At 42.5% G+C, this 12,319-nt stretch carries 9 protein-coding genes; all 9 read right to left on the reverse strand.

Features of this window, described 5'->3' with window-relative positions:
• Positions 1-63: 63 nt before the first annotated feature.
• Positions 64-1,296 (reverse strand): hypothetical protein, encoded by a 1,233-nt coding sequence (locus ACFSQJ_RS05155; RefSeq protein ID WP_377765891.1) that lies wholly within the window; start codon positions 1,294-1,296, stop codon positions 64-66.
• A complete protein-coding gene (locus ACFSQJ_RS05160; protein WP_377765892.1) occupies positions 1,268-1,708 on the reverse strand; it encodes a QcrA and Rieske domain-containing protein in 441 nt (146 codons plus the stop codon). Before ACFSQJ_RS05160 ends, ACFSQJ_RS05155 begins: the two co-directional genes overlap by 29 nt.
• A complete protein-coding gene (locus ACFSQJ_RS05165) occupies positions 1,709-2,908 on the reverse strand; it encodes a di-heme oxidoredictase family protein (protein ID WP_339337241.1) in 1,200 nt (399 codons plus the stop codon). It lies immediately after the preceding gene.
• 190 nt (positions 2,909-3,098) lie between these two features.
• Positions 3,099-5,063 (reverse strand): heavy metal translocating P-type ATPase, encoded by a 1,965-nt coding sequence (locus tag ACFSQJ_RS05170; RefSeq protein ID WP_377765893.1) that lies wholly within the window; start codon positions 5,061-5,063, stop codon positions 3,099-3,101.
• Between the two features lie 41 nt (positions 5,064-5,104).
• Positions 5,105-5,521 (reverse strand): Fur family transcriptional regulator, encoded by a 417-nt coding sequence (locus ACFSQJ_RS05175; protein ID WP_339340025.1) that lies wholly within the window; start codon positions 5,519-5,521, stop codon positions 5,105-5,107.
• Positions 5,518-6,156: a cation diffusion facilitator family transporter gene (locus ACFSQJ_RS05180; protein WP_339339057.1), complete on the reverse strand. Its 639-nt coding sequence runs from the start codon at positions 6,154-6,156 to the stop codon at positions 5,518-5,520. The genes ACFSQJ_RS05175 and ACFSQJ_RS05180 overlap by 4 nt, the downstream gene beginning before the upstream one ends.
• Before the next feature lie 3 nt (positions 6,157-6,159).
• Positions 6,160-7,356, reverse strand: coding sequence for an efflux RND transporter periplasmic adaptor subunit (locus ACFSQJ_RS05185; protein ID WP_377765894.1), 1,197 nt, complete (start codon positions 7,354-7,356; stop codon positions 6,160-6,162).
• Between the two features lie 4 nt (positions 7,357-7,360).
• Positions 7,361-11,728, reverse strand: coding sequence for a CusA/CzcA family heavy metal efflux RND transporter (locus ACFSQJ_RS05190; protein ID WP_377765895.1), 4,368 nt, complete (start codon positions 11,726-11,728; stop codon positions 7,361-7,363).
• Positions 11,729-11,853: 125 nt separating this feature from the next.
• The gene (locus tag ACFSQJ_RS05195) at positions 11,854-12,162 is read right to left on the reverse strand and encodes a DUF6660 family protein (protein WP_339337015.1); all 309 of its coding nucleotides are present in this window, start codon (positions 12,160-12,162) and stop codon (positions 11,854-11,856) included.
• Positions 12,163-12,319: the final 157 nt, after the last annotated feature.

Raw genomic sequence — 12,319 nt, forward strand, 5'->3', positions numbered from 1 at the left:
TTTCAAGCTCGATATGACTGCTTTGCAATCAGGCGGATTTAAGCTGATAAATAGGATATCACTTTAAAAATAGGTGCTGATTCCAAAATACCATGTTGCGGTTTTTGAGGCAGGATTGTTCAATATATCCTGCTGCCATTGGTACCTATAATTAATCCTTAGAACGGTCTGGGGTGATGGCCTCAAGCTCAAGGCAGGGGTCAAAGCAAACAGGTCAGCTCCAATATCGGTGTTGGTCTGGGCAAACTTCCCGATATTGTAATCCACATAATCCGTCCTGAGCGACAGGTTCAGTATTGCATCTTCCCAGTCAAGTATTTTCGTTTTGAGCACGGGTTGAATAATATCAACAAAAAAGCCCGCTTGTTGATTTCCAAATTGTTGTGTGAAAGTATCCGGTACATCCACCCAAATGTAGGTCATCTCGCCTATTAACCTCGTTCCTGTCTTATTGATCGTTGTATTTAAGTCGAAGGCAAGAACATCGACCCTCCTTGATTCAGTGTCAACTTGGAGGCCATCTATTTCTTCCCTGTTGTATGTGCCTCCCATATAAGAGATACCCAGTTCTCCAATTTTTCGATGTTTAATCGCCAATTTTCCATTTAATAGCGGGTTGCCACTAAAATTGTTCTCAAATCGCTCAGAATTTTCCTTTACAGCAGGTAAAAATGTCCGTTCCTCTTCGTTATTGATAATGCTGGTGTCAAAACCATTGGTTAGATACCCTTCATATCCCAAGGTCCAATCTCCCTTATACGTCTTTCCATATATGCCAAAACCGGCATTGGAGAAAGTGGCAGGCAACAAATTGGTGCTAACATCCGGTCGCTCCACGAATTCCCATTTCGGACCGTCATGATTTTGATTAAATGAGCCGATGGGATTCAATACAATTCCTCCTCGAAGATTGAGCAAGGGATGTAAGGCGATATCCATTGAGGCAAATTCGATGGCGATTTCCTCAGTTCCGTTTTCAAATTCCAACTCAGTCAAAAACTTAATGCGCTTCGATATGGATGCCGAAACGAAAAGAGTCAATCTCCTGGCCTGAAAAGATAACCCTTCTGACAATCCATCCTCAATGCTATAGATTGAGTTCGCCTCCAGATAACCACCCAGATTGACGGGAAATTTGTCAAAAGTCAAAAAGGGACGGTCATAGACTGCATCCATATTCATGGATGCCCTGATACTGTCTTTATCGCTGGTTTGGGCGCTAATGGTCGAAATGTAAATATTCACTATGAAAAGGGCAGCGTATATTTTAGGAGACATGTACATAGATATGTTCATTATCGGTTGTTATTGGGAATGACTTTAAGTTTTCTTCTGCAGGCCCTTGCATGACCCCGCCCGAGCGATCAAATTCGCTGCCATGACATGGACAATTATATATGCCACCACCAATGTTGAGTTCGCAGCCTCTATGGGTACATTGCATTAAACTAGCCGTATAGTCAAGCTTTGGTGTTCTGAAAATGCCGATGGGATATTGCATGGAATCGCTTTGGATGACCACAAAATCCCGCTCTATTTGTTTCTTTCCTTTTATCTGTTTAAACTCACCTTTTGATATTCTCAACATCCCCTCTTCCTCAGCGAAGGAGGCATAGTACAGGCCCGCACAGCCGTGGAGCAAAAAGGAGGAAGCCGGGAGGGCTGTTGCTAGATATCCCAAACGCTTGATGAAATCTTTCCTGCGCATCTATAGGGAGTTAATGAATTGTATCAATTGTGACTTTTCTTCTGGCTCTAATAAGAGGTACTGTGCCTTTGAATTATTTGCCTCGCCACCGTGCATTTCAATGGCTTCCCCAATACTTGAAGCCCTTCCGTCATGTAACAGGAACATTTGTCCACCTTGGGAATTGGCGGACAGGCCGATTCCCCATAACGGCGGAGTTCTCCATTCGGAGGTCTCAACATTGCCCTCTGTGAATCTATCATCAAGACCAGGACCCATATCATGTAACAGTAAATCCGTATAAGGATGGAACTCCTTAAAGGACAAAGATTCAATTGGCGAAAACCCCGTTGTCAGGGTCGGCGTGTGACAAGCTGCGCATTGTATGGACTGAAAAAGCTCTTTCCCGGCAATAACATCCGGATCTGTCTGGTTTCTTGGAATAGGAGCTTTAAGAGTTTTAAGGTAAAATACAACATCATTCAAAGTTTGGGTGCTTATCTCCGGATCTTCTTCAAGACCGCTGAATGGGTCAATGGGGTCGAAAAGGGAGGTTATCCCAATGTCTTGATTATATGCACCTACGGTTTGATGCAACAAATCATAACTACTGGCCTTCTTACCAAACCTGAAGATAAAATTATTTCCAATTGGAACACTGTTTTCCCGAATCTCGGTGAATTTGGGAGGACGATTATAGTGGGGTCTTCCACTAATTCCATCTCCGTCCTCATCCATTGGGTCGGCCAATGCCAGAATATCCATATCGGGGACAGCATCCAGTAAACCCAATCCTGTTACTGCAGGTGCCACTAAAATGGAAAAGGGCAAACCATCAGGAACGGTTTCAGGCTCAAAACCTGGTATGGCCTTATTTTGAATTTGGTTCCTGCCATCGCCGATAGTTGGCATTGAGGGTAGACCCAAATCATTGTTGCCAAACCTGATAAGTTGGTTGAAAGGATGGCCCTTGCCATCCCCTGAATGGCAGCTAACGCAGCTAGTCCCGACAAATAAGGGGCCAAGGCCATTTTCAACAGTAAAAACGTCATCGTTAAAAGCAATGTCACCAGCTAAAAACCGTTTTTGCTCGCTTGTGGACAGGCCATCGATAGGTCCATCCAACAGCTCAAATTCCATAGGTTCCTCGGGTCCCAAATTTTCACAGCCACAAAGCAGAAGTAAAGAGACCCCAATAAAAATATAAATTATTTTAGACATTACTATAAAAATATTTATACGAATATAATTATATTTTTAGATATGCCTAAATATTTTAATATAATTCCTCAGGGCAAAACTTATGGAATCTTTGGAAGGTCTGCGTTAGTGGATTATGGAAATACTATATTGTATGAGATGCTGTCAGTTGTCCAGAAAGAAAATAATGATCTCTGTATTTGGTATGATTTTAATCCCACGTCATCCGCTGCAACCGAACCGCATTGAAAATGGCCAAAAGTGCCACACCCACATCAGCAAAAACGGCTTCCCACATTGTGGCCAATCCACCCGCACCGAGAATTAAAACTATGACTTTGACCCCAAATGCAAGAACAATATTCTGCCATACGATTCTTCGCGTTGATCGACCAATTTTAATCGCTCTTGCAATCTTGCTGGGTTGGTCGGTCTGTATAATAACATCGGCCGTTTCAATGGCAACATCGCTTCCTAAACCACCCATCGCAATGCCTACACCACTTGCTGCCAAAACGGGTGCATCGTTAATACCATCGCCAATAAATGCTACTTTGGTTTCGGGTTGCTTTTTGAGCTCTTCAACCTCATTGAGTTTATCTTCAGGCAACAGTCCGCCTTTTGCCCAATCGATGTTTAACTCTTTTGCAACCTGTTGTGTAATTGAGTCTTTGTCGCCTGATAGCATTATGAGTTGCTGAATTCCTGAATACCGAATTTGTTTAATGGCTTGGTGCGCATCATCTTTTAATTCATCTGCAATGGTTACATAACCTGCAAATGTTCCATCTATGGACACCATAACGATGGATTCTACAATACCATCTGTTTCCGAGGGGACTTCTATGCTGTTTGAGGTCATCAAGGCTTTGTTTCCTACCAGTACGGTTTTTCCGTTGACCGTTCCTTTTAGTCCCTTTCCTGCAACCTCTGAAACATTGGTTGCCTCGTAATCCGAGCCGTCCGCTTTGTATTCGAGAATCGCCTTGGCAATGGGATGGGTGGATTGTTCTTCCATCGCCATCAGGTATTTCATAAACTCGGCTTCCTCAAATGTGATGGAATTGATTTCCTTGATTTTAAAAACGCCTTTGGTAACGGTTCCGGTTTTGTCCATTACGACCGTGTTTACTTGGGTCATTGCATCGAGAAAGGATGCACCCTTGAATAGAATACCATTGCGCGATGCCGCACCCAATCCACCAAAATAGCCGAGAGGAATAGAAATGACCAACGCACAAGGACACGAAATCACGAGGAATATCAATGCTCTATACAGCCAATCCCTAAACACATAATCATCTACAAAAAAGTAAGGTAAAAACGTAAGTCCGATGGCAAGGAATACAACGATAGGCGTATAAATCCGAGCAAATTTTCTGATGAATAATTCCGTCTTTGATTTTCTGGCAGTTGCATTTTGCACCATATCCAGAATTCGTGCAATGGAACTGTCTTTAAATTCTTTAGTGGTTTCAATCTCGATTACACCATCAAGATTTATGCTTCCTGCAAAAACAGTATCACCTTTAGCAATCGTATCAGGTTTGCTTTCGCCTGTCAAGGCAGCAGTATTAAAAGAACCCTTTTCAGAAAGTAGAATACCATCAAGCGGAACTTTTTCGCCTACTCGTACCTGAATCTTTTCGCCAATTTCAACAGTCTCGGGATTTACTGAAACAAAGTCGCCATCACGATAAACCAAAGCTTCATTTGGTCTTACATCGAGTAAGGCTTTTATATTTCCTTTCGCACGGTTAACGGCCGCATTTTGGAAGAGTTCGCCCACGGCATAAAACAGCATTACGGCAACACCTTCGGGATATTCGCCAATGGCAAATGCACCTAAAGTGGCTATGGACATTAAGAAGAATTCCGTAAAAAAATCACCATTTTTGATACTCTTCCAACCTTCTCTTATTACCGGAAAACCAACTGGAATATAGGCGACAGAATACCAAACGATTCTTATCCATCCTTTAAAATGTGGAAATGCTTCAAAATAATCAATGGCAATACCTGCAATCAACATCACAAAGCTGAAAATAGCTGGTAGATAGGTTCTGAAATTAGATAGTTGTTCTGGACTGCTGTGGTTATGGCCATCATCGTGTGAATGCTCGCCTGAATGCTTTTTAGTGTCTATATCCCGTAGGTTTATTTTTTTCTTTTTCATATTGTAAAATTCTTTAAATTAAGTATGCGACGGAAGTGCATTTATTGTCCGCTACACTTTTCGCAAATTCCTTTGAGCACCAAATTGGCATCCTCAGCAACATAGCCATCAGGCAAATTGATATGCGGGATTTTTTGTTCCGTTAAACAAACCGTTTCGTCACAGTTATTGCAATGAAAATGCAAGTGCAAATCTTGTTCAAGTTCACAGTTGCAACCCGGTTCGCACAATGCAAATTTTGAAATATGGGTGCCATCATCTATTTGGTGTACGATACCTTTTTCCTCAAAGGTTTTGAGGGTGCGGTAAAGGGTAGTTCTGTCCGCTTTTGCGAAAGCATTCTCGATATCCGTGAGCGCAACCGCAATTTCTTTTTCGGCCATATACTTATAAATCAATATGCGCATTGCCGTGGGGCGAACCCCATTGTCATTCAATCTTTTTTCTATTTCTTTCATTTCTCATCGATGCTGTTTTTGATTTTTTGTGCTTTGGAATAAGCTTCCCAACCCTCTTTTGCCGCGTATGGCACTATCAACAATGCCGCAACGGGGTCGGCCCACCACCAGCCCAGCCATTTCACGAGCAATAGACCTATTAGGACTACTATGGTTTGATACAGACAGATAAAAGTATCCTTGGCATCAGCTAATAAAGCAGGGCTATCCAATTTATGTCCGTACTTTCTTTTGTAATAAATCAGAAATGGATTTACCACTAAGGAAACTATCAGTATTACGATACCTATCGTGGACCAACATGCCGTTTCTTGACTTATCAATTTTGAAATGGAATCATAGGATATGAAAATGCAGATGAGTGCAAAGGATATTGCGATGACATAAAGGGTTGTCATTTTTCTTTGCTCTACACGCTTTTCGTCCAGACCCTTGATATCGCCGTGCAATCGCCAACCGAGCGTTCCTGCACTAATGACTTCTATGGTGCTGTCCAATCCCCAGCCTATCAAGGCGGAACTGTTTGCCGTGAATCCCGCGATGAGCGATACGACCACTTCGATAATGTCATAAATGACATTCCATATCTGAAGCGTTCTTGCTTCCTTTAAATTTTGCTTTCTTTTTTGGTCCATTTTTTAATGTCCTTCTTCTTCGTTTTCCCCTTTTTTCATTTCCGCCATTAAGTAGTAGGCGTTATTAAAGGCATACTTAGTATTTGGTTCTTGTTCGGTAAGAAAATCAATGGCAATCCAATCGCCATCGTGAGTTCCTTTTATAATTTCCACGGGCATAAACTTCCAATCCTCGCCTTCCTTTTTTGCTATAAATACAAAGGACTTTTCGCCATCGGCTGAGATGGCACTTTCAGGAATTGCCGTGGTCATTGTGTTGTCGGTTTGGATGCGTCCTTGAATATACATTCCCGGTATCAGGTTGCCTTCTTTGTTCTCGATTTCGGCGTGTACGTGTATCGCTTTGGGGTTCTGCTCAAAAGTTTTTCCTACGGAATAAATTTCCGCTGTCAGTTCCTTTCCCGGAATGGATTGGACATTGAACCGAACGGTTTGTCCTTCCTTTACTTTGTACACATCCTTTTCAAACACCATCAAATCGGCGTGTACGTGATGGGTGTCCACGATTTCCATTAGGTCGGTCTGGGGTTCTACATATTGTCCTGTTTTAACGGCTACTTTTTCCACAAAGCCTTGAATGGGACTTCGTAGCGCAACCCTTTGATAAATAGTGCCATTTCTCACACCTGATGCACTAACATTTAATTGTTGTAATTGTGCTTCCAAACCGTTCACCATACTTCTGGAAGCTTGATATTCCGCTTCTGCTTTTTGGAAATTGGCACCGCTGCCCACACCTGCATCATAAAGAGTTTTTTGGCGTTCGTATCCTTTTTTGAGAAACTGACTGTTACTATATGCATTGAGATAATCCGTCTGTTTTTGTATGATATTAGGATGTGACAGATAGGCAACAGTCTGACCTTTGTTGACCTTATCGCCCTCGATGACCTCAATAGAAACCACGTTCGCACCCACGACCGTAGTGATGGTCGCTTCATTTTGTGGCGGAACTTCCAATTGACCGTTCGCTTCTACGTATCCGCTCATATTGCGCTGGGCAAGCGTATCGACTTCCATTTGTAGGGCATCATACTGTTTAGCAGTAAGTGTTACTATTTCATCTTCTTCAGAGTGATTTTCTTCTTTTTCTGAATGTGTTGCATCATCGTGGTCGCTTTCGGTTTTTGACTCGCCACAACTAATTATTGTCAATGCCATAAGCATTGCGGTAATCGGTATATATTTTAATTTTTTCATCTTTTTAGTTTTGAAAGTATTGTAGTTCAAACAAGGCATCTAAATAATTGTCAAGCGCATCGAGCGCATCCATTTCGGTGTTTATGGCATCCCTTATAATCTGCGTGAATGCAGAATAATCCACCGCACCTTCCTTGTAGGCAAGTAACGCACCCTTACGCTGTTCTTCTGCAAGTGGCAAAGCTTCATCTCTGTAAAATTCCCAAGATGTTTTCCATTTTTGATAGGCTTGTACTGCCTGCTGAAATTCAGATTGTAGTTGGCGTTGGGTATAGTCCGCATTTGTCTTTGCGATTTCGCTATTGATTTTAGCGGCTTTGGCTTGACTGCGCTGTGTGCCCGAAAACAACGGGACGGAAATACCTGCCTGATAGGTGTAGAATCCGCTATCGCCATTGACCTGTTGCAATCCACCTTGAAGGTTTAATTTAGGAAGTAGCTCGGCACGAGCTGCAACATAGTTTGCTTCGGCTTCGTCGATGCGCCTTTGTGAAAGTTCCAACTCTGGATGTCTTTCTAAATTCGCACCCAATCCCAATAGAGCCACCTCATTTTCTTCAAGCGAATCTGGTACAGAATAAAAAATGTCTGTTGCCAGCCAGAGATTTAGCTTTTGCAAGGCAATGGCATAATCGCTTTCGGCCTGTTGCAGTTTGTTACTGATTTGCAACGCTTGATTTTTAGCCGATGAATATTCCAATCTGGAAATGGCTTCTACTTCAAAGTTGAGTTGGATGGCCGTTTCAAACTGTGAATAGATGGAATCCAGCTCGCGGTACAGTTCAAATTTCTGTCGCTGTTGGTATGCCTGCGACCAAGCCTTTTTCACTTCCTGTTCCACTTGCAATTCAGACAGGTCGAGAGCGGTTTCGGCCAAAGCTATTCGTTGTTTTTGAAGTCGCTTTTTTGCACCGATACCCAAGAGGTCTAAATTTTGTTGCCCTACACCAACTAAAGTATATATACCTTGACCATCTGTTATTTCTTCGCCACCCGTAAAAACTTGGGTGTTCCCAAAATCATAAGCAATACCTTTAAGTGCGTCCTGTCGTTGAATTTCCAACTGTTTCGTTTTCAATAACGGATAGTTTTCCTTGGAAATTTCTACTGCTCTTTCCAATGAAACAATTGGTAAAGAATCTTGAGGTTGGACTTGTTGTGCTTTCCCTTCGACTGCGCTCTGGGCAGGCGCGAAAGCGGAAGTAAACAAAAGACAGACCACGGCTGTTGCGGTAACAAATTTTGGATTGAATTTCTTCTTCCGTTCCGACCGTTTTTCGACCCATTGGTAAAAGATGGGAAGGATAAATAGCGTCAAGAGTGTTGAAGTTATCAATCCACCTATAACCACAGTTGCTAAGGGTCGCTGCACTTCAGCCCCTGCCGATGCTGAAATGGCCATTGGAAGAAATCCTAAAATATCGGTAAATGCAGTTAACATTATTGGGCGAATCCTACGTTTTGTGCCTTCTACGATACGGTCTTTCAAGTTGGTCACGCCTTCTTCCTTCAGCTCATTTAGACCGCTGATCATTACCAGTCCGTTCAGGACGGCAACACCAAAGAGGACGATAAAGCCGACCCCTGCGGAAATACTGAAGGGCATATCTCTTAACCACAGGGCGAAAACACCACCTATGGACGCCATTGGTATGGCCAAGTAAATCATCAAGGTCTGTGGAAAGGATTTTAATGCGAAATAAATCAAGATAAAAATCAACAATAAAGCAATCGGGACCACAGTCTGTAATCGCTCGCTTGCTCTTTCAAGATTTTCAAATGCACCACCATACCGAATAAAATAGCCTGGTGGTAATTCAAGATTTGCGTCCAGTTTATCCTTAATCTCGTTAACTAAGGATTCCACATCACGTCCGCGCACATTTACACCCACGTAGGTTCTTCGGTTGGTATTGTCCCGACTTATCTGCATCGGACCTGGTTCGTATTCGATTGTGGCCAGTTCTTGAAGCGGAATCTGCGAGCCGTTAGGCAAATTGATGTACAGATTCCTAATGTCATTGATGTCAGTTCGGTTCTGCTCGTCGAGCCTAACGACCAAGTCAAAACGCTTTTCGCCTTCAAAAATCACACCTGCATATCCGCCCGCAAAAGCGGACTGCACCATTATATTCAGTAGGTCGATACTCACACCATACTGTGCCAGTTTGTTGCGATTGTATTTAATGGTCATTTGGGGCAATCCAGAAGTTGCTTCTGCCCTCATATCACCTATTCCTTCAGTACCCGCTATGATTTTTGTAATCTCATCGGCCTTTGCAGCAAGTACGTCTATATCCTCACCATAAATTTTAATGGCAACATCTTCTCGAATACCCTCTAACAGTTCATTAAAGCGCATTTCGATTGGTTGGGTAAACTCATAATTTACGCCCGGTATAATGCTTACCGCTTCCTTCATTTTATCAATAAGTTCATCCTTGTTATCAGCGGACACCCATTCGTCTTGGGGTTTTAGAATAACAAATACATCAGCAAAATCCATCGGCATCGGGTCCGTGGGCACTTCGGCCACACCGATACGGCTTACAATTTTTTCAACTTCCGGAAATTCGGCCTTTATAATACGCTCTACTTTAGTAGTGGTCTCAATTGTTTCGCTAAGTGAGCTTCCGGGTTTAAGTATCGTGTGAAATGCAATATCGCCTTCATCCAGTTGGGGAATGAATTCGCCACCCATTCTTGTAAACATAAAAACGGTAAGGGCAAATATGGCGACGGCAATTCCAACAATCCATTTCCCTTTGTTTAAGGTCTTAACCAAAAGTGGTTCATACTTCCGCTGTACCCAATGCACGAAACGGTCACCCCAAGATTTTTTTTCCGTCTTGGGTGGTTTTAGGAATAGGGCAGACATCATCGGAACATAGGTCAGGCAAAGAAACATAGCACCTATCATTGCAAATATGAATGTCAGCGCCATTGGTTTAAACATTTTGCCCTCAATACCTTCCAACGCCAGTATGGGCAAGAACACAATAAGGATTATCAGTTGCCCGAAGAAGGCAGCGTTCATCATCTTTTTTGATGCGTTTGCAGCTATCTCATCACGTTTTTCCTTGTTTAAAGACTTCTTTTTTAGGATGTAGCTTCCCATTAAGAATACGCTGGCTTCCACGATAATCACCGCCCCATCCACGATGATACCAAAATCGATAGCACCTAAGCTCATAAGGTTTGCCCATACGTCAAAAACGTTCATAAGAATAAAAGCGAACAATAGCGATAAAGGGATAGTCGAAGCCACAATAAGACCGCCACGCCAGTTTCCTAAAAGGAAAACGAGTACGAAAATCACGATGAGCGCACCTTCGAGTAGATTGTTACGCACCGTGCCAGTTGTTTCACTTATAAGCTTGCTTCTATCCAATAAGGGCTGAATAACAACCCCTTCAGGAAGGGATTTCTGTATTTCGGCCATCCGGTCTTTCACACGTACAATAACCTCGTTTGAGTTTGCCCCTTTGAGCATCATAACAAGACCGCCAACGACCTCACCTTCGCCGTCCTGCGTCAAAGCCCCATAGCGCACGGCAGAACCAAAACGCACATCTGCAACATCACTTATGGTAATAGGCACACCATTTTCATTTTTGATGACGATTTTTTTAATATCATCAAGGCTTCGCACCAAACCTTCGCCTCGAATGAAGTTCGCCTGATGGTTTTTCTCAATGTACGCACCACCTGTATTTTTATTGTTCGCTTCCAATGCTTCGAACACATCGGTAATAGTAAGGCCGATTGCCTTTAATTCATTAGGGTCGACGGCCACCTCATATTGCTTTATTTTTCCGCCGATTGTATTAATTTCCACAACGCCAGGCACCATTGCCATTTGCCGCTGTACAATCCAATCTTGCATTGTGCGCAAATCGGACAATGAATACTTATCTTGAAATTCAGGTTCTACCTTCAGGGTGTATTGATAAACTTCCCCCAAGCCTGTTGAAATTGGTCCCATACTTGGCTGCCCAAAACCTTCTGGGATTTGTTCACGTACTTCTGTTAGTTTTTCAGAAACAAGTTGACGCGGTAAATAGGTACCCATATCATCGTCAAAAACGACCGTTACTACGGAAAGCCCAAAGCGGGATACCGAACGGATTTCCTTGACGTTGGGCAGATTGCTCATTGCAACTTCCACGGGATAGGTTACAAATTGCTCAATATCTTCCGTTCCCAGATTGGGCGATTGTGTGATGACCTGTACCTGATTATTGGTAATATCCGGCACAGCATCGATAGGGACTTGGGTCATACTGTATATGCCGGCACCAATCAATGCCAGCGTGAGCAGACCGATTATAAATTTGTTATTGATTGAAAAATCAATGATTCTATTAATCATAGATAAGGGTGTTAATTCAGTTGAAATTCTTGTTTTGTACTTTGAATAAAATGCAATGCACAATGTTGACGAATCCAATAGATGGACACGTCAAAACAGGATATAGTTATCCTATTAAAACTGAATTATGCCCGAGGTGGCTGAAAAAGGGAATGGGGAATATCTTTGCCAAGGTCATCAAAATGGACAAAGAATTCTTGAGGAATAGCACGCTGTAGCGGTTGAAATGCAACAAGCCCAAAATTTATCGTGTGAACGTGACAACAATGGCATTGGCAAAAAGGCGAGCATAACTCACAGTCTTGGTCGTGGTCCCCATCAATATCAATTACTGTAACAACTTGGGTATCATCGGCACTATTTGTCGCATCGCTACAAGGCACTACATTGAGTGCCAAAAAATAAAACGATAGTATGATTGCTACAACTTTCACGATGCAAAGATAAAAATATTTTGGTGCAACTGTGTTGCAAAGAAGTCCTGAAGGAGAGATAACTCAAAAATATTATTTAAGACTTAATAAACCTGAAAGCCTTAATAAATGGCTATCTACGCTTGTGCGAATACGAATTAAATAGCCCTTTTTTTAC

Source organism: Croceitalea marina (assembly GCF_042684265.1).
Taxonomy (GTDB): domain Bacteria; phylum Bacteroidota; class Bacteroidia; order Flavobacteriales; family Flavobacteriaceae; genus Croceitalea; species Croceitalea marina.

Coding starts and splice junctions, on each gene's coding strand:
- ACFSQJ_RS05155 (WP_377765891.1), bottom strand. CDS start 1,296: ATGAACATATCTATGTACATGTCTCCTAAAATATACGCTGCCCTTTTC.
- ACFSQJ_RS05160 (WP_377765892.1), bottom strand. CDS start 1,708: ATGCGCAGGAAAGATTTCATCAAGCGTTTGGGATATCTAGCAACAGCC.
- ACFSQJ_RS05165 (WP_339337241.1), bottom strand. CDS start 2,908: ATGTCTAAAATAATTTATATTTTTATTGGGGTCTCTTTACTTCTGCTT.
- ACFSQJ_RS05170 (WP_377765893.1), bottom strand. CDS start 5,063: ATGAAAAAGAAAAAAATAAACCTACGGGATATAGACACTAAAAAGCAT.
- ACFSQJ_RS05175 (WP_339340025.1), bottom strand. CDS start 5,521: ATGAAAGAAATAGAAAAAAGATTGAATGACAATGGGGTTCGCCCCACG.
- ACFSQJ_RS05180 (WP_339339057.1), bottom strand. CDS start 6,156: ATGGACCAAAAAAGAAAGCAAAATTTAAAGGAAGCAAGAACGCTTCAG.
- ACFSQJ_RS05185 (WP_377765894.1), bottom strand. CDS start 7,356: ATGAAAAAATTAAAATATATACCGATTACCGCAATGCTTATGGCATTG.
- ACFSQJ_RS05190 (WP_377765895.1), bottom strand. CDS start 11,728: ATGATTAATAGAATCATTGATTTTTCAATCAATAACAAATTTATAATC.